The sequence below is a fragment of the Nostoc sp. UHCC 0870 genome (assembly GCF_022063185.1).
Classification (GTDB): Bacteria; Cyanobacteriota; Cyanobacteriia; order Cyanobacteriales; family Nostocaceae; genus Trichormus.
Genome location: NZ_CP091913.1, coordinates 1,447,183 through 1,467,212 on the forward strand (window position 1 = coordinate 1,447,183; position 20,030 = coordinate 1,467,212).

Here is a 20,030-nt window from a genome sequence, read left to right on the forward strand (position 1 = left end):
TTGAATTAATTAAATTTCTTCTTCAACTTCGTCTTCTTGAACAGCAGCTTGCATAAGAACTAACTTAGCTTTGATGCTTGTAAACTCAGGTAGAAAACCTAATTCTTCAGGAGTGCCTTCAATTGAGGGTAACTGTTCTACTTTGTACAGTACACCTTCTGCATTCCTATACTCTCTTTGCATGAGTAGTTGGAGTTTAGCAGTTAAGATATCTCCACCCTCTACATCCCCTTGATAACGCCATACTACATCAGTAGGGGTTAATGTTACAGTAATTTGATTAGACATAATATTTATCCTTAATTATTTATTTAAATTACCAAGTTGTTAATGCTGAACGTTTCCAAACATTATTTGCTACACACACATAAATATAATCAGCATCAATTCTTATTTCTCCTAATGTCCCTGTATCTGTTGCACTAGCTGGTGCTGTGTTTAGTGCTGATAGTCTGTATTGTGTGGCTTCTGCTGTACCTGCGACTCTGAGTTTGTTACCATTATCTGTGGTAGTCCCTATTAGGAGGTTTCCTAGCCCAGATAGGCGCATCTTTTCAGTTATGTTTTGAAAAGATGTGCCAGAACTTCCTACATCAGTCGTTGAAAAAGTAATACTACTAGGCGTAACATTACCTGTACTTTGTCCTGGTCTTATTTGTAGATTAGTAGCAGCAATATTTGTGCCAGAGACACTCCTTCCTACTAAAATATCGCCAATAAAGCGGTTGCTAGCATTAATAAAAGGGGCGTTAACAGTACCACCAAACCAACCATCACCAGTAACACCAATTCCCCCCACAAAAGTAGCACAACCCGTAGTAGTTGATGTGGCGGGTGTTGTTCCACTAACTCTTAAGTTGCTTGCACCTGGGTCACTGGGGGATGCACCAATGTGAACTCCGCCACTAGGATAAAAAGTAGCAGCAGCACTTGCACCAGAGAAATCAACAGTAATAGCTGTATTTGCTGCAAACTGCCTAATGATAGAAACCCCACCAGAACTAGCAGTAAAAGCGAAAGTGTGCCCAGTTCTTATAGTAGCTCCAGCAGTAATTGAACGGTAAGAACTAATTCCACCTTTACTCACAAATGACCCGTTAGTGTAGTTTCCTGATTCAGTTGTATCTTCTATTAGAAGTCTGTTATTAAAAGTCTTTATACCGTTAATACTCTGGCTGCCTGTAGTCTTTACAGTCTCGTTATCTAGTTCTTGAATAGCTGCTTGAACATTTGTTGCTGCAATATTTCCAGTGGGGGTGAATATAGTATTGGTAGCAGTTGAAACAATAGGATTACCATCAATATCAACAGGTAAAACAGTTTGAGCATATCGACCATTAGGTAGAGGAAACATTCCACCAGTATCTTCATCAGCAGCCACAATTAAATTAGCATACTGACCATTATTTAAAGCAATTTTTGACATAATTAATTTGATTTATATTTTGATAATATAATTTACTACAATACTTGGTTGAATATTATTATGTGAACCATTACCACCTTGAGAATTAATAGAAATCCCTGTACCAGATCCATTAAGGCTGACACCAGTTTTACTTCCACCAATACCTATACCTGTTCCTGAACCTGCTACTAAATGGACTCCATTAGCATTACTATTGATGTATCCTTTACCCCCAACATCTTCACCAGTAATAGCAACATTAGAAGTTTTAGCTAAGAAACCATCAGTTCTATCTCGTTGATCATTTCCCCCATCAGTTGTATTAGCAAAGATATTATGAGCATGACCAGGGTCATTTAATGCGTGACCATGTGCGGGGTCATTAACACTATGAGAGTGTCCAGGATCATTTATTCCATGAGAGTGAGAAGGTATTTGAGAAGTAATTAAAGCAATACTTTCTTCTCCAAAAGTTTGACCAAGTAATCTATTAGTTAGCCCTGATCCTTGACCAGCACCAACTCCAACTCTTCCTCTTTTATCTGGTACTCTAAACCTTGTTCCAGACTGTCCATAGGTATATCCAATAGCAGCAAACAGAGTAGGATATTGAGAAGGTTCATATAGGCTACCATCTTGCCATAGCCAACCTGAAGGAAGAACACTCCCCCAGAATTCCATCCCTGAACCTGAAGGGATTAGTTGTTGAACTGGAATAGTTGCAGTGCTTATTCTGTCAACTATCTTATCTCTTAAATCTATTACACTACCTGATAAAGTCCCACTATTTGTAATAACTAAAGCTAAGGGGAAACATTCATTAGGTAATTGAGTTGAGGTTTGGACTACACCATTATTTCCTACAAATATATAACTTGTAGTATTGTTAGGAACTGGAATAGAACCTGGGCTAATGGAAGCTGTACTCCCATCACTTAGTAGAACTATTCCTCCTAAATAAGAAAAAGTTAACCCTGTATTGTGGCTAACTTTTAATCTGTCATAGAAATTATAGAATCTTGATTTTAGTTGAGTAGGAGCATCATCTAAATACTCATCAACTACTTTAGGTCCATGACCTAAGAAATCTGCTCCATCAACTATAGGATACGCAATAGCATTAGCAATCTCAGCAGTGAAGACATCACCGTTTTGTAATACAGGTCTCATATTATAATATTTTATAAATAAGTTAAATTAAATAGGTAATCTAAAGCCCCAAAGAGTGCCAGAACCTCCGTTAGCAATAACGCTGTAAGGAAATGAAGTGCCAAAAGTACGGCATATAATTCTAAGGGTGTCCCCAACATTGAGATAAAACATATGTGGGGTTATAGTTGTATGAGAACCCACACTAGGTAATAAATAAGCCTCAGATACACGCCTACTGGGTGTGCCATTAATATGTATTTCTGCACCTATAACTCTAGTTGAGGTATCATTATTTAGTAAATACAAGGAACCTCCAAACATATAAAACCCAGCTATGGGTACTGTAAATGTGTTAGTGTTCCAGGTATTGTCACTATCCATAAACTCAGTAGTAAAATTCACTAAAAGGTTATCAGCACTACTAGACTGGTTTACACTCATCACTACGTTAAATGCAGGTCTAGAAGAATGCTGTACAAAAGCAGTAGTCGCTAACTTTGTACTATCATCTGTACTAGCAGGTGTAGTGGCAGTAGTGTTAGTTAAATTTGAACCATCTAAATTAGCCTTGAGTACTAAACCAGCATCAACATAAGCTGTATTAGCTGCTCTTGTATTATTAGTATTAGCAGCCTGATTAGGAACAATAACATTTCCAGTAAAAGTAGGACTAATTAAGTTAGCTTTTAAGGCAATACTTGAATTGACAGTTTGAATAGCATCATAGACTGCATCCTGTGAGGTAGCTAATCCTGAATCACTCCAGGCAACTCCATAAGGAGTATCATCCCCTAGTATTAGAGTTCCATTAGGCTCAACTGGAATGTTCATCCAGTAGTTAGTATCAGTAGGCAATACTCCTGTGATTGGAGTAATACTTTTAGAAATGTAAGTTCTATTTAGATAATTAACTAAATCTCTATAAATATAGGTTGTACCAGCAGACCAATTACCTTTAGGAAAAGGTCCACCAATGTTAGCAGCTAAGTTAGGATTAGCTGAGATAATTCTAGCTACTCTTAACGCCCCTGTATCTAATACATCATTTACCATTCCTGTAGGAGTTAGGGAGGCAAATTGAATAGGGGATAAGTTGGGAACTAAAGCATAGAAATCTAAAAGAGCAGGCTCAATTAAGTTATCATCTACATCAGTTTCAAAGAATTCAAATCTGTAGGTTACTTTGGAGGTTTCTGATTCATCTAAGTCTATATCAATTTCCCCATCTTCAATATCAAAAAGGTGGGGTTTAGTTAGGTTAATTGAATCTGGGGTATCAATATCATTTACCAGTGTTCCTGTAAGGGAAACCCTCAACTTTCCAGTCAAGGGAAACCCAGCAGAATCTAGTAATGTTCCTAGAATCTGACTCATAATTTATTATTTTAATTAAGTTTAAATAATTAGTTGACTATGCTGTAAGATACTACCAAGTTGCCATTTAAGGCTGCTGAAGCATCCATATTTCTAATAGTGACTGTGATAGTTCCACTTCCAGGTACAGCCCTTAAGAGAACTGGAACACCTGTAGTATTGGTTCCTCCAGTAATGGTTGCTGTGATGGCTGAAGTTGAGGTGACTACAGAGTTAGTAATAGTTAGGGTGTAAGTTCCACCTGCTGCTGTGGTTAGGCTTTCTGTGGTAACTCTACCTATTCTTGAACTTAAGGTGGCTGCACCAGCAGTAGCAGTAGCAGTTCCTACAGTAGGGGTATCTCTACTTACTACAACCCAAGCCCCACCATTACTAACTAAAGTAATGATTTCTCTGTTAGTAGTTAATAAATATGAACTTTGTCCAAGAATATTATCTGTGGTACTAATAGTTACTATGTTGCTACTACCATCTGATTTTCTAAATGTATAAATTACATTAGGGTTAGAGGCTGCTGAGGGTAGGGTCATTGTAAATGCCCCAGAAGTGGCATCACAATCAAATAAAGTACCTTCATCAGAACTTAACACTATATAATTAGATGTTCTGTTTATAATCCTAGATGTTAGAGTTTTTAAATTAGTTTTAGCGGTGATTGTATTAGTTAAATTGGAAAGATTATCTTCGGCATTAAGAAGTGTTCTGGTAACACTAACTCCGTCTTTATATTGAAGAACATTATTTAATCTCCATAAAGAACCAGGATCACCATAAATAGTGGTACTTAAAACTAAAGCTCCTCCTAACTCAACTCTCTTAGTGTTTCTATCTAACTTAATAACATCCCCAAGAGAATTACCTGCATCATTATATGCTCTAAAAGCTAAGTCAGATCCTTGTCCATCACCTGTCTCAACATCTTCGGTTTTAAAAATAACCCAACGTCTTAGTCCAGAATCATTGTTCCATCTAATTTCAGACCTTTGACCACTACTACTATTTAAATTAAGTGGGTTTGTATTAGTAAAAGTTTTAATTCCACTTATAGTCTGATCACTATTAGTATCAACAATTGAACCAGATACATTAGTTAGGGAAGGTATGTACCTGGAAACTACAAACCAAGAATCAGAACCATTACTCATCAAAGTAACAGTTTCTCTAGGTTCAATAAGTATGTAACTTGAAGCACCTAATACATTATCACTACCAACTCGTTGAATAATTACATTATTAACACTACTCGCTGTTTTTCTGAAAGAATAAAACAGTGGGCTTACAGAACCCCCTGCATTAGCTGGAGGAAGGGTGATTATTGCATTACCTCCAGAGGTTGTAATCTCATAATGACTACCTTTCTCTGAAGAAGGTACAGTGTAGTTTCCTGTTCTAGCTATGCGAGTACCTAAATAGTTACCTTGCCCCAAAGAAGAAATATCATCAACATAATCTGTAGGAAAATCTCCTTCCTCAAACTTAATTCCATATAAATATATTGTGCAAGCTTGAAGGTTAGCCCCTAACCCTAATTTAATTCTCCAGTTAGTAAACGTACCTGCCCAAAAATGAGTTAAGGTTACACTATAACGTTTCCAGAAAGTAGTTAATTTAAATTTTCCTGGTTCACTTACTCCAAAAGGAGATAAATCTTGTTGAGTGGAGCAATTAATTATAATTCCATCTACAGAAGATTTAGCCCAAAAAGAAATACTATGTGGTTTGTTATTTCTACTTGAATTAAATGGTAGTAATTGATAAATTTCATTAGTATTAGGTAATCCAGGAGTACCATTATGAGTAAGTGTTAAACTTTGTCCTGTGCAAGTAACATCATAAGGAATAATACCAGAATTACCTAATGTACCTTGATTAGAACCTGATTGTACCCAATTAGAAGTAGTAGTCCAATTTCTTAAAAGATTGGGGCGGATAATTTTGTTGCTAGAAGTTATATCATTAACAATCCTATTAGTTAATAATCTATACCCTTCTGTAAAAGATCTCTTCTCTTCAGGACTATTTAAGTCAAGATAATCGAACTGAGTAGTGTTTTGTTTATTATGAAAGAACCAAGTGTAATAAGCTAACCTTGGAAAGTCTTTTAAGGCATCAAAAGCATTATAAACCCATTGAGGTTTATCTAGAATGATAGGGGTAGCCGTGATGCTAGCCCCACTTCCCCCACCTGGATCTGAAATAACTACTGTAGCTGTAGTGTAATTAATACCTCCATCCACTACATCTACTCCAGTTATTACTCCAGAAGTAATTATAGGAAATATGGAAGCTCCTGTACCATCCCCGTTGATAGTTAAAGTAGTTTGGTTAGTATACTCAGAACCACCATTATTAACAGTGAAACTGATTGGATAGAAATAACCACTACTTAAAACAGAACCTTCAGATATACATAAAGGATTTCTACTAAATCTAGTTGTTTGTTGATAAAAATTCTGAATGCGTTCTCTAAAACTTCTATCACTTAAGGTTGATCTACCTGGAACATTATAAAGACTTAAACCAATTAAATCTACATAGTCATCTCCAGGGTAATAATCAAAGTAATCATTTTGATTGGTACTGGAGCTACCTGTAGTCCATAAAGGCATTACTTGCCATTCAAATAAAACATTAGGTGCTATATTTCTGATTAGATTAACTACATACTGGTAAGCTGGCACAAAGTCAGCAGGATTGTTAGAAGTATTATTAGTTCCTGAATAATTTAAAGCCCAAGAATAGACTGAACTATTGTTAAATTCATGAAGGATTGTTAAATAAATAGGTTTGCCTAAACCAGCTAAAGTATTAGCCATTCTAGTTAGTTCAGTATCAAATTGCCCATTAATTATTTTACTTAAATTAGCTTCTCCAGAAGGGTCTTTTAATTCACAGTTATATAATACTTCTCTATCTTCTAAAAGGTGTCTTTTAATAGAATTTAATATAGAGGGGTTATCAGTAACCCATGCTGAAATATTAGAGAATAATCTACGATGATTAAATTTAACTCCTAATTCATCTTCTTTAGCTTTAGTTGTACCAGTCTCTAAAGAAACCCCTATAGAAACTGAAGCTAAATTAGCTCTAGAATTATTATAGAGCTTAATGGTATTATCCGCAGCATCAATTTGTTTATTCTCTAATCTACCTTTTGATTTATCATAATCTACAGTAATTTGATTAGGGATATCACCTCTATCTAATCTGGGATTAAATAGAAAGAAAGTACCAATTACTCCATTATCTCCTACTCTGATTTCATAACGACAATCATTATAATCTTTAGTAGGAGTAAAGGTAAAAGAATATCTCTTCCATTCAGTAGTAAGTAATTGAGATTGAGAACCTACTGTTTCTTGAGTAGGGTTTATACTCTTCAGTAAACAAGTAATAATTAAATTAGGAACATTACCTTTAGCCCAAACACTAAAAGTATAATCTTGGTCATCTTTAATAATGCCAGCAGGGATAGCTGAATAAATTAAATTAGTATTAGCATTAGCTGAAGTTCCATTATGGGTTAAACTAATACTGTAACCCGATTGAGAATTGGGAATATCTTCTGAAGTGGATAATGTTCCTACATTAGAACCATCTGTAAACCAAGCAGTAATTAGGTGAGATTCAGGGAGTAAGGAACCAGAGATACTAGAGTTAAGAAGACTATTAAAATCTTCTTCTGTTACCATTCCTTCTTTAACTTTAGAAATAGTAGACTTACCAGTTACTCCATCTTGAAAAACAGGGATATTAGCTTCTCCTTTTAGAGTTCCTACACTGGGTAAGCTACCTATTTTTTGAATAAAAATCTCATCACGAGATAAAATTAAATCTGCCATATTTTATTAAATACCAATTATATTATTATCTTCAGTTCCTAATACAGTGTCCTCAGACATACCAATCACTGTGAGGTCTTTGAAGTATTTATCCTCAAATTTAATCTGGGATTTACACCAGCAGGGTCCAAATAATCTATTTAACTTTTCTGTTAATTTAACTTTGTAGTTGCCAATATAAGCAGTAGGGAGGTAAATAGTATATTCCCAAGGTGTAGACCCTAAAATGTCACCTACTTGAGAGGTTCCTAGAATAAAGTCACCCTCACTTAAGATTACGTGCCTAATGCTAAAGCAATTTAATACAAGGGATAAGGTGTCTTGACTTCCCTTATTTGACCAGATGTATTGATAGGAATAAGTTAGTAATCTTCTTTTAGCTAAAGTAGTCCATCCCCTATCCCAGTACTCTCCTGTGAATCCACAAAGAGGGGCAAGAAAATCTAACCAAATGGGGTCACAGGTTTGAGGATTAAGTTGCCTAGGAATATCATCAACTTTAGCTTTAGTTTCTGTTAATAATTCATCAAAGTGTATAGTTAGACAATCTGCAACTTTGTTTTCTTTATAAATCTCTGGGAGTCTACTATAAATAGGTCTATTTGAAGCCCAAGCTTCTTGAGTTTGCATATTTAATATTCACCCCCAAAAACTTCTGACTCGCCAGCCCCAAAGACAGTTTCATAAACTGAACCATCTTCATCTACCAGTTTTATAAATAAACTATAAGGTGTAGGGAGTGTATACCCATTTACTATAGGTATATTTAGAGGCTGTCCATTTAAGGATAGGAATTGAATATCTTTTATAGCCCCAGTTAACCTTAATTGGTACTCTACCTCATTAAGAATAATGTCTTGACCAACTGGATAGGTAGATGGATTTAAGTAGCCTTGATAAGCTTCCCAGAGGTCACTCATAGCTTCTTCTACATCTAAACCAGGGGTTACTTTAGCTATCAGTTCAGCACTAATATTAAGTAATTCCATAGGGCTAGCATATAGCTGAGTTCCTAATTGAATTCTTGAAAGTAAGCTATTTCTAATTTCTGAAGTTTGAGCTAAATTAGCTGGTTCTTGGTTAGCGTTTAGAAGGAATAAATGAACTGCACCTAATTCCTCATTTATCTTATTTTGACCAAGTAAACCTATAGCTTTACATACAGAACCTTCTCCCATTAATTCTTCAGCAGCCTGTTCATAGTCATCTGCTGATACAAGGTTTCTAACTCTTAATTGAATCAATCCTCTATTAATAGCTGAGTCTACAGATTCTTCATCTGTGCCTCCAGTAGAGGGTTCAACATTAGTAACCTGGGATAGGAAAGTTAAGGGTTGAGTTATACCTGTAATAGAGTAAGAGGGTAGGTTATAAATACTACCTACTTTCTCAGCAGTTGCGGTAACTGAACCTGAAGTTAAACCTGGGGGAATTTGTAAGGTAGCATCAGTATAAAATATATAATTACCTGACTCATCTGCTACTTCAAAACCTTCAGGGATAGTAAAAGCAATACCTTGAGGATTAGATAGGGTAAATGTTAAAGTAGTTTTTGCTTGAGTTCCTAGACTTCTAACAACTCCAGTTAATTTAAGAAAGTCAATTACTAGAGCTAGGGGTAATTTATTAACATAATAAAGAAACTCTGCTGCCGCAAATGCTTGACCTTGAATTAAGGCAGCTACAGGAGAGTTTTCACTAAAATCATTTAATAGACCACCTGATTCATTGAAAACCCTAAGTTGAGCTTGTTCTAGGATGCTTTCTTCATTTTGTTCATCAATTAAAATTGACGGGATAAGTTCTTCAGCCATTTAAAAATCTCCATCAAAGTGTAAGGCGGATTGTGGGTTGCTCTTCATCTTCAAAAAGCCAGTATATAGAAATCTCAGCCTCACCTTGGTCATTGATATTTCCAGTGACCTCTAGTTGAATTTCAGGAACATATTGTTGTAAACCTGTTTTGATATTGGCTGCTATTAAAGTAATGTCAGATATAGTTTCAAAAAGGTAATCTTTTAGTCCGTACTGAGGTCTCATTACTCTCTCACGTAACTCAGTTTGTAAGAAAGATAAAATGTGAGCTTTATAGAGATTTCCATCAGTAACAACAGAAAGATTTCCATTTACTATTTGTAAGGGAAAGTTTAAACCATTCATATAAATAATTAGTGTCCAACATGAGGATTTAGAATATAGAAATCTAAACCTAAAGTTTCCTATAAGCCCTAACGGGCAATCAGAGAGAAAGGATTACTACATCCCTGGTTAAATGAGGGGGAATTAAGGGGCTGCTCTAGTGTAGGGGGCTAAATCAGGTTAACTAAAAACCTAAATTCATCCCTAGTTTCTCAAGGGGTGTGACAACCTTGTGTCTAGTTTATATATATAGGAAAAGGTTGTCACAGTAAACTTTACTCTATGATAACTTTACTTTTTAGTTTACTTTATCTATGGTAAACATTAGGTTAGGAGGTAGTAGGTTACTTCTTTCTGCTAGAGGGGCTCCTACCAACCCTTGTCTACCAGTACATCTCCATCAGAGTCTGTAGCCCCAACAACTGAGATTGCTTTACTATTAATATTCATAGTGCCAACATTCACGAAGTTCAGCCCATACCCCCCGCAGTCTATAGTTAGCACTCCTCCACCCATTTCAGTAACACCAGTTGAGAATATTTTAATGAACCAAACCCCTGCTTTTAACATTACATATTGAGCAGCTTGTAAGGTTAATGCTTGAAGTGCATTCATTAATATATTCTGCTTAACTTCTAGTTTAAAATCCTCTTCAGAATTAAACTCAATATCCCCACCATTTGCGGTTATTTTACCCTCCACAGTCTTAGTATCATCCCCTTTGATAGTTAGCTCATTGTTACCAGGAATCTCTCTAGAACAGTCTTTTAGGGGGTCTTCTTTATCCCTTGGAGGATTGACATCATTAGTTAAGGGAAGATACCACATATTTGTATCAAGCCCATCTACATAGAATATAAGAACAGTTTGTCCTATAGCTACAACAGGGTTATCACAATAAGGAGTTACATCAAGTCTTCTTACCCAATCTGACTGTATGCTGGGATTTGAAGGTAAGGCTACTTTAATTCTTCTTCTGTTTTGGTCATCAGCATTTTGCACACAAACTGCAAGTGTGGGATAGGGAGACCTACCTGCTTGATCTAAAGCTACTTGATTTGCTCGTTGACTATTTAATAAGATTTCAAATATTTCTTTCATATAGTTTAAAGAATTGTACTCATTAAAGATGGAAGTTTTATAACAGAAGAAGGGTTAATCTTCCTACCATTTTTTAATACTTCCCAGTGTAGGTGAACTCCATTACTGCCCCCACTATTACCCATAGTTCCTATTAGTTGACCTTGAGTAACCTGAGTATTATTTTCTATATTTATTTCACTTAAATGGGCATATATAGTTTGATAACCATTAGCATGAGTGATAGTAATATAATTACCAAATCCTCCCCCACAACCTCTGTTAATTTTATTATTTCCAGATGGGGAGAACTCACACCCAGATTGATTTATAACTGCTGTACCTGATGCTGCTGCATAAATAGGAGTCCCTAACTTATTAGCAATATCTATACCATTATGGTTTCTCCCTCCTCTAGGTCCAAAAGGAGATGTATATATTCCTTTAGTTGGGAATATAAAACCAACTACCCCATAGAATCCAGCAACATTATCAAATACTTGTCTTACTGCTTTACCAACTGGATTATTGCTATCAGTTTTAATTTCACCATTATTAATATCAGCAGTATCTTTCTTATTTGCTATAGGACTATAGCAACTTAATTTAGTTGATAACTTACCACCTTCATACTCATGGGTTATTGTATCCACTACCCAGAATCTGTCCAAGACAGTTGAGATACCTTCAGTCTTAAAAGGAGTATCAGGGTCAAGTGTTAAAGCTTCTGGAGTAGTAGGGAATTCAGCATTAGCTATAATACCCTTAATTCTGTCTTCATTAGCCTTTCTTTGGGAATCTGAGGCATTAGTATCTCCAGTAGTTTTAGGAGCAGGAAGGGGTAAAGGAGAGCCTGTAGTAGAGGCATCTAAACTATTACCTGTGCCTGTAACATTCTCTTTTCTCTTTTGTTTAATCTGCCCAGAGTCAGGGTCAATTTCAAACTTTCTTTCTCCAGTTGAATTGTTACTCCCTGGTTGAGAAGACCTAGCCCCACCTTTTGAGTCAGTAGAAGCTTGATGAGTAACTTCAAAGAAAGTCCCCATATTCTCCCCATATTGGAGAACAAATATTTGTTGATTAGGGTCAATACCTTTTCTAGGTTGAATGTATAAAGTTGCACCTTTGGTATAAACTCTATAACCAATTCTTCTAGCTTCAATTAGTAAAGCCTCATAATCTGTCTGACTTCTCTGAGGGAAGTATTCATAGAGTGGACCATCTTCAGGCATCTCTAATTTCATCCCATAAGATGAGGTAATTTTCTCAGCTAACTTTTTAAAAGTAATCTTTTGATATGCTGTATTTTTAACTCTTTGAGTTAACACCCAAGAGGCAGATTGACCAGTAAACTCTAAAGCATGAGGTTCAAATAGAGAGTATCTTAGCCCTACATGAATGAAACTGGTAGCGGATATAGTCTTGCCCCCATAACCTAACTCAACAGTTATTTGAGCACCTGTTAGGGTTTTAGCAGCAGAGGTATTCTCAACTTGAGGGGACTTGGCACTATTCACAGAAGAGTTAGCTGCTTCATTACTAACAGCTACACCAGAGGTTACTGTAGTTAAGGCTGCTGCTGCTTTTTGGGCATAAGGTCTGAGAGCATTTCTTAAAGCTTGATAGTTGTTAGTAGCTATAGCACTATCAATTAAATTAGTTAAAGTGCTATTTAAGGGGTCTAACTCTAGTAGTGTTATTCCTCTTGCTGGACCACCTAAAGATTGCCTATGGTAAAAGGAGAATGTACCAAAACTTCTACCCAAAGCTACATCCATTACATTTAAAGAATTACCACTAGAATCATACTTACCTCCAGGGATTACTCCTGATTTACCACCATTAGGGGTATCAAAGTGTAGTTCTAAAGCATAAGCCCCTGTGCTTTCTTTTAGCTGTTTAATTTGCTCATAGTAAGCTGTTCTAGCTGCATTTCCTCTGGCTGAAGGTAATGTAGGGGCATTAATAATAGTAAAACCAGCTTTAGTTAATTCTTCTTTAAATAACTCTACTGATATATCATTAGCTACAAATTCCTTTATTCTGGATTCACCTTTATAAGTTACAGGAGAGACTCCACTTGTACCATTAGTTCCACCTCCTCCAGTAGTATCAGCAGCATGACCAGGGAATACAATAATACTTTTAGTAGCCCCAACTTTAGGGGTAGGCCAGTCTCCTATTTTAAAAGTAATAAAATCAGTTAAAGTTTTCTGAGCTTTTTTAGTTAAGTCAGCAACAATTTGGCTCTTTGGTTGAGGGGTTTGGGAGGCAGTTGTAGATGAAGTAGTTGTACCTGTTTCTAACCATTCAATCTTTACATTAAGTATTCCTGGGGGTTCCTCAGTTAAAGCTTTCCAAGCTCCAGGTGTTAAATCAATCTTTCTATCAGGATGAGGTCTAAGAGGTCTTGCTGCTCTTCCATCAGAACCTAGTGCAAAAGGACCTGTAGTAACTACTGTAACAATGGTTGATTTTTGATTACTTAAATTAGTAACCCTCATTTTTGCATACTTATAATAAGTACGCCATTTCTCAGAGTCAGCAGCCCCTGCCACATAGTTAGGGTGAATCATTGCAGCATACTGACCATTGAAGTCTATTGTGTCCCCATATGCACCTAATGTTCCTCCTTGAGTAGCTTCACCATACCCAAAAGTAGAGGCTATTGTTTTCTCGTATAAAACTTTACCAGAGTTAGAACCATCATCTACAGCAGAGTTAGTAACAGAACTAATTGTAGGGGTTTGTTCTTGGGTTTCTGGAGGAGCTTCTAAAGGAGTTAATCCTCCAACTGATTCAATATAGGCAATATATTTATCAGTCAACTTTTGCTCAGGGTCAAGAACAGTAAATCTACAGTTAGATTGAACTTTACCTTCCCCTAGGGTTACACTTACATTCTTTAAGCGTCCATCACCTATTTCAAAGACATCAGCTTCCTTTGAACCTATACTACCTATAGTCACTTTGCAATAAGGGGAGAGTAAATCCTGACCAGGATTAGGATTCTGATTATTAATATTAGCCATAATTTATTCAATTTAGATATTTATAAAATCCACGAAATAAGATTCCACGCTGGGGTGTCAGTATTATTATTTTCAATGTTAAGAGCTTTTCTTAATCTCTCTTCTTTAGTAGGAGTAGCTAGCCCTTTTGATAAAGAGGATAAGTCCAAGTCTTTTAATAATTGTTCCCTATCTTTATTATCAAAACCTATAAGTTTACTTATTATTTTAGCTTCCCTAGAATCTAATATTTCTTTAACCCTAGTCTGGACAGTTTCATTAACACTTAATATACTTTCAGCCCCTAGATTCTTAAGTTTTCTTTCTGCGGTTTGCTTATTAGGAACTGTTAAGTTTTGACCTATTTCTAATGCTTTAAAAATATCTATATCATTAATAGTAGCTATATCTCTCCAGCCTGAAGAATCCCCTAATACTTCATAAGCAATTTTACTCAAGGAGTCCCCAACCTGAACATTTATTTTATTTGGAAGAATACTCATTAGTTAACCTTCTTTAGTAAAGTTGTTTTGGAAGTATCAAGCTTCCCATCTTTGTAAGTTCCTACAGTTCCTAATACCCCACCTTTATCAGTAAAGATATTGATTACTCCCATAGTTGATTCTTGGGAATATATTGTTAATTTATATTTATTAGAGTTTACTGAATTACTGATATCATCTCTTAACTTCTTTCTATTCTGAATTAGCCAAGTTTTAGCCTTAGCAAGCCCTTCATCCTTTTGTCTGTCTGTTAGTACCTTTGATTTATTTAAGGCAGCTTGTAGACGATTCTCAGAGGACTCTATTTTAGCTTTATTAGGTAATTGACTCTCAGGTATTTCTAATAGGGTTAAATTAACTCTAGCTGATGCTACTTCTCCAGTAAGCCAAGATGTCTCAGTCCAGGAAATATTAGTAATCACAGCAGGTCCAAAAGAATCAGTACCCCATTTAAAATAAACAGGAGAAGGTGTATATTGTCCCTTACTTGGGTCAGCCACCATTAAGGATTGTAATCTCTGTAGTAATAATTTACAGGACTTACCTTGGTTGTAGGTTTCAAGTATTAGATTAGATAACCCAAGAGTTAAACCTGTGGTGTGTTTATAATATTGAGAAGAAATAGAATTTAGTGCAGTAATCCCTTCATCATAATTAGCTGTTCTAGAAAAAGATTTCTGCTCAGGATTATATAAAAATGTGAAAACTGATTTACTGTTTTCATCTACTAAGTAAGCATATATATCACTTACTTTATTGGCATTATTTAGCCCTTCAATAACTTTAGTATTAGGCATATTTATTTAAATAAAAAATAAGACCCCACTAGAAACTAGTAGGGTTAGAATTTATGTTTTAGTTTACTGGTGCAGTTATATAACCTTGAGAGAAGTTATTGTATTCAGAGACAATAGCTCTCATAACATCTCTGGCTATACCTTTAGCATCAGTAGCTTGAGTATGGATATTGATAGAGCCTATACTTAGCCCTGTCCCTCTCCTACCTAAAGAATTAACTAAAGCAGATTGTTGTTGTCTGTTAAGAATAGCTTCTGAAGTATTAGCAACTACTAAACCAGACCCAGGAGGAGAGGCTTTACCTTCTCTAATGGCAGCAGCTATCAATCCATCTACTCTACCCTCTGCTGAGTTAGGTATTAGAGCCCCAAAACCAGGGATAAGCCTAGCTCCAAATTTTAAGGCACTCCCAAAAGTATTAAGTGAGTTACCCACACTCTGTTTCAAAAGTCCAGGATTCTTAGCTTCAGCTTTAGCAACAACTTCCCCAATAACAGGTATTCTCCTAATTATTTCAACAAAGAAGTTTTCTATGTGAGTTTCTACATTATCCCAAAATTGAGATATCTTACCAGTAAATGATTTAATACTATTAGTTAAGTTCTCCCAGTTAGCTGCTACTATTGCTGTTACCCCAGCTATAAGCCCTGCAATAGCTAACCCTAACGTCCCTATACTAGCAACTATTGGGGCTACTAACATAGCTGTAGCTACAGCTACAACACCTAATAAAGCATACCCTATTAATTTACCTAGAGTTAATAATAAAGCTCCCCAATCTAAATTAGATAAGAACTTTCCTAACCCTATAAATAATCCACCAAGGGCTTTTAGAATTACATCTCCTATTTTAACAAAATCTAATTTAATTATAAATCTAAATATTTCATTAAATAATTCAGCTAACTTAGTACCTACAAATCCAAATACTGAACCCCAATCTAAATTACCTAAAAAATCTAAACCTTGATTTGTAAATGCAGCTAATTTAGTTCCTAATCCTTCAAAGTTAAATATTTTACTAAATAATTCCCTAAGCTTTTCCTCTCCATTAACATTGAAGATTACACTATTATTAAAGGATTTTAGAAAATTATTAATTTCTTCTACTCTTTTATTAAAGCCCAGGATTCCATTTCTTAATGTTACCATTGGGTCCCCTAGAGAGATTCCTAATCTACGCAAGCTTACACCCACTGTATTTAGTAATCCATCTTCACCTAATATACCTATTAGTCCATCATTAAGTGCAGTAAAAGCTGACTGAGTACCCTCATCATTAGATAAATCTTTCATAAGCCCAAAGACACCAGTTTGAGGATCAAGTAGAGTGGATTTAAATCCTTCTATTAAACCTGATATTGATGTGGTTGAAGCTTTGATAACTTCGTCTGGAACTTTAAGTGCTCTTTTTAAAACTTCTACCCTTTCTCTAGCTGTTAAATCTTCTACACTTTTACCTAACTTTTGAGCCTCTTGTTCAATAAAAGCTAATGTTGCAGGGTTAGCTTCAAAGAACTTAAGTTTTGTAAGGGAGGCAGTAGAAGCTCCTCCAAGGAATTTACTAATACCTAAACTAGCAAGAGATGTGTCTACTTTTGAGGTGGCAGCAAGAAATCCGGCATCCTTGGATATTGAGTTTAGTGCTTCCTTATATGCTTCCTGGTCAAATGAACCATCTAAAGCTTTAAAAGCAGGTACTAGGTTATCCATAATACCTTTCCCTAAGTTTACATAGTCTGAAGTTGCCCCAGGTAAGGAAGCAGCCACCTTTGACATAGTATTAGAGAATTCATCAATGAAGGAAGTAGCATCTTTAAAATTTAAACCTACAAGCTTCATTAAGGTTCCAGCCGTGGATATGTTCTCTTGCTGAATATCCATTGCATCATTTAACTTACCCCCAATCCCTGTGAGTAAGGAACCTATACTATTTAAACCAGTAGTAATGGCACTGGTCATTAAGTTAGCCCCTAATGTTGCTCTACCTAATGATTTAGTTAATCCATTATCTAATTGAGAATTTAAGTTCCTAATTACTACACTAGCCTGATCATTTGCCTGTAGGGTGATAATTACATTGTTATTACTCGCCAAATTCAATTCCTCCTGTCATTCCCCACTCATGTAGTTTATTTTCAGGAGAGGGTTTTTGTTTTTTATTTAGGTCAATGAACACATATAAGTGATATAAACATTCAGATATTTCCATATCTAAGAATTGAAAATAGGAGGGATTGATACTCCCCCCACAGGCTAGAATTAAGGATTGAAGTAGTTCAGTACAAGTTAATGCTGGTTGAGATTGAACACTAAACAGAAGTTGATTTTCTTGCCAAATATTCAAGCTTATCTCGAAAGCAACTTAAGCTAGCTGCTACCCTCTCTATATCTTCAACTTCTAAAATATCCAAAAGTTCATCAAAAGAAACTTTATCTTTATCCCCAAATTTAGTCATACACAGTGAAGCTAATTTTAAGGCAATAAATGATTCAGTTTTATAATCTTCATCAGCAGACTTTAGAAAGCTTTCTAGTAAAAGAAACTGACGGGATTTAGGAGATTTCATTTCAACAGGAGTTCCATCAGTTAATATAAACTTAACTGTTCCTTCTTCCTGGTTAAACTCTACTTGAAATTCAGAAGAGTCTACTTCTTTAGGTAAGGAAATAGATTCTACAGGAGCTATTTCTTTTGCTTCTTCAACTATTACTTTTCTAGCCATATTTTCCTTTTATTTAATTTTCAACTAAATTCCGCAGTCTCTACAGAGAATTCAATCTGTAGCATTACTGTTTTAGTACCATCAGCAGTATCAATACCATCAGCACACATCCAACTAGATATCTTACATCCAGTTAGTCTCCAGGCTTTGTTACCCCTGAAGGTATCAGTACCTTGGGCATTGCTTACTCTTTTAACAGGTCTTAAGGTTAAATCAAAGTTAGTTCCACCTTCTTTCTGTTTAATAAAGTCAAACACTGGACCATCTGTTTCAGGGTCATGAGGTTTAGAAATGGTTACTGTCTGGTATTCTTTATTTCCACCCTCAGTAGTGCGGGTAGCATTAGAAAGACCATCATTAAAAGTAGACCTTTTGAAACTAGCTTTTACACCAGAAAACTGTGTCCAATATACAGAACTTAAACCTTCAATAGTAATTAAGAAATCTGCATTGTTCACAGGTGAAATTGGATTAAGTCTCATAATTTTATTATTGTTTATTCTTAATGTTTAAATTAAACTACCTGTCCAGTAATCACTTGAGACTCAAGCTGATTTTGGTTTAAGGGAAGAGTGCCAATACTAACTCGTATGGTTGAGATAAGTAGCTTCTCTAAGGCAGGAGCAGGTACAGCATAGACTTCTAGCAATACATTACCTTGCTCTAATTCTTCTGGAGTATTGTTTTCAAAATCACATTTAACTTCAAAAGCTTCAGCTTCAGTTGCACCAAATAGTGCTTTACCTCTCCACAGACGGGAGCAGACTGCATAGGCTGTTTGGGAAATGTTATTTAATAGAATTCCTTGACCATCAATAATAGAGAAGAGTTCATTGTCAAACCCTTTACGTAGTGTTCCATTAAGAACATTCATAATAACTCTAGTATGGACAAACTTATAGAATTCATTTGTGGAGCGAGTTCTCATAGCCCAAACTACAACACCCTTATTTCTCAGGTTTCTAATAACATTAATTCTTAGAGGATTGAGAACATCTTGTTGAGCATTATTAACTTTGGTTACTACATCCTTAACTCCTAGAACTGGGAACTTAGCACCAGCAGGAGGTTGTTGGAAACCTTCTTCTTTGAATGCACGAGTAGCTAAACCAGCAACACCAGCAGAAGGAGGAACAGTAGCATCCTCTAGGTCAGTCAGGTAAGGGTAGTATACGCTGGAGTGTCCTTGTGCAGAAGCATACAAAGCAGCTTCAACTTGAACTTCAGCTATAGTTAAATTAGCCCCCATATCAATTAAAGCTACCCAATCAAAGCTAGCATCAGAAGCCAAAGCTTCCATAGCATTACCCAAAGCTAATCTATCTGACTGAACAGTTAAGGCTTGGAATGCTTGAGGGGCAATTAAGAATCCTTGAGCCCATTCATCATCTACATCAAAAGAGTTTTCAATAGCGTAGATATAATCTACAGAGGTTGGTGTGGTTGGGGTAACTTCAGTAACTGTTATGTTAGATCCAGTAACCACTACAGTTAAGGTAGCTAGAGGATTGTCTGCTCTAACAATTAACTCATCTGTGTCTTCTCCAGCTACAGCACTAACAGCATCAGCTACACTGGAATTATTAATTGCAGCTAGTAAACCTGAAGCAACACTAGCTAAAGTAGGTGTAGGGCTAGCAGGGGCAGTATAGGTAACTGCTGTTCCATTGATTGTAGTAGTGTAAGCTCCAGCAGCAGCAGTAGTAACAGTAATCTTAAATCTCTTAGCAATAGGAGTTCTTACAAAGTAAAGAATCCCTCTTTTATCATTGCGGAAGAATAATTTAACTGATGCTTCAGAAGGGCTAGCACCAAATACATTAGTAAAGTCAACTAGTGAGGTTACTTGGGTAGGATTTAAATAATCACCTGAAGCTGAGGAACCTATCATATAAACAGCTTGATGAGAAGCTAATTCTAATGAACGGTATCCTTGGGTACTTTCTACTACCTTAGTACCCGGCCGTGTAAAGTTTGCGAAGATATTAGTCGTCATA

16 protein-coding genes are annotated in these 20,030 nt (G+C 35.9%); all 16 read right to left on the bottom strand.

The features are described from left to right. Positions 1-9: 9 nt before the first annotated feature. The gene (locus L6494_RS06455; RefSeq protein WP_237992683.1) at positions 10-288 is read right to left on the bottom strand and encodes a hypothetical protein; all 279 of its coding nucleotides are present in this window, start codon (positions 286-288) and stop codon (positions 10-12) included. Between the two features lie 28 nt (positions 289-316). Next, positions 317-1,426, bottom strand: a complete 1,110-nt coding sequence (locus L6494_RS06460) for a hypothetical protein (protein ID WP_237992685.1) — start codon at positions 1,424-1,426, stop codon at positions 317-319. Positions 1,427-1,438: 12 nt separating this feature from the next. Beyond that, positions 1,439-2,578, bottom strand: coding sequence for a phage tail protein (locus L6494_RS06465; protein WP_237992695.1), 1,140 nt, complete (start codon positions 2,576-2,578; stop codon positions 1,439-1,441). A 27-nt stretch (positions 2,579-2,605) separates the two neighbouring features. Next, positions 2,606-3,934 (bottom strand): hypothetical protein, encoded by a 1,329-nt coding sequence (locus L6494_RS06470; RefSeq protein ID WP_237992697.1) that lies wholly within the window; start codon positions 3,932-3,934, stop codon positions 2,606-2,608. 29 nt (positions 3,935-3,963) lie between these two features. Beyond that, positions 3,964-7,776, bottom strand: a complete 3,813-nt coding sequence (locus L6494_RS06475; RefSeq protein WP_237992706.1) for a phage head spike fiber domain-containing protein — start codon at positions 7,774-7,776, stop codon at positions 3,964-3,966. A gap of 6 nt (positions 7,777-7,782) precedes the next feature. Then, entirely contained in the window at positions 7,783-8,406 is a 624-nt protein-coding gene (locus L6494_RS06480; protein WP_237992708.1) for a phage tail protein, read from the bottom strand. 2 nt (positions 8,407-8,408) lie between these two features. Beyond that, the gene (locus L6494_RS06485; protein WP_237992710.1) at positions 8,409-9,590 is read right to left on the bottom strand and encodes a baseplate J/gp47 family protein; all 1,182 of its coding nucleotides are present in this window, start codon (positions 9,588-9,590) and stop codon (positions 8,409-8,411) included. 13 nt (positions 9,591-9,603) lie between these two features. Beyond that, positions 9,604-9,936, bottom strand: coding sequence for a GPW/gp25 family protein (locus tag L6494_RS06490; RefSeq protein ID WP_237992712.1), 333 nt, complete (start codon positions 9,934-9,936; stop codon positions 9,604-9,606). A gap of 348 nt (positions 9,937-10,284) precedes the next feature. After that, entirely contained in the window at positions 10,285-11,016 is a 732-nt protein-coding gene (locus L6494_RS06495; protein WP_237992714.1) for a hypothetical protein, read from the bottom strand. Between the two features lie 5 nt (positions 11,017-11,021). Then, positions 11,022-14,027, bottom strand: coding sequence for a peptidoglycan DD-metalloendopeptidase family protein (locus L6494_RS06500; RefSeq protein WP_237992716.1), 3,006 nt, complete (start codon positions 14,025-14,027; stop codon positions 11,022-11,024). Between the two features lie 20 nt (positions 14,028-14,047). Next, positions 14,048-14,509 carry a LysM peptidoglycan-binding domain-containing protein gene (locus L6494_RS06505; RefSeq protein WP_237992726.1) on the bottom strand — a complete coding sequence of 154 codons (462 nt, stop codon included), beginning with the start codon at positions 14,507-14,509 and terminating at the stop codon, positions 14,048-14,050. Continuing rightward, entirely contained in the window at positions 14,509-15,306 is a 798-nt protein-coding gene (locus L6494_RS06510; RefSeq protein WP_237992728.1) for a hypothetical protein, read from the bottom strand. The genes L6494_RS06505 and L6494_RS06510 overlap by 1 nt, the downstream gene beginning before the upstream one ends. A gap of 58 nt (positions 15,307-15,364) precedes the next feature. Next, positions 15,365-17,404 carry a hypothetical protein gene (locus L6494_RS06515; RefSeq protein ID WP_237992730.1) on the bottom strand — a complete coding sequence of 680 codons (2,040 nt, stop codon included), beginning with the start codon at positions 17,402-17,404 and terminating at the stop codon, positions 15,365-15,367. Positions 17,405-17,619: 215 nt separating this feature from the next. Beyond that, complete coding sequence (locus L6494_RS06520; protein ID WP_237992731.1) at positions 17,620-18,033, bottom strand: hypothetical protein; 414 nt, start codon at positions 18,031-18,033, stop codon at positions 17,620-17,622. 20 nt (positions 18,034-18,053) lie between these two features. Next, positions 18,054-18,515 (bottom strand): hypothetical protein, encoded by a 462-nt coding sequence (locus tag L6494_RS06525; RefSeq protein ID WP_237992733.1) that lies wholly within the window; start codon positions 18,513-18,515, stop codon positions 18,054-18,056. Positions 18,516-18,547: 32 nt separating this feature from the next. After that, positions 18,548-20,029, bottom strand: coding sequence for a phage tail sheath subtilisin-like domain-containing protein (locus tag L6494_RS06530; protein ID WP_237992750.1), 1,482 nt, complete (start codon positions 20,027-20,029; stop codon positions 18,548-18,550). Position 20,030 lies beyond the last annotated feature (1 nt).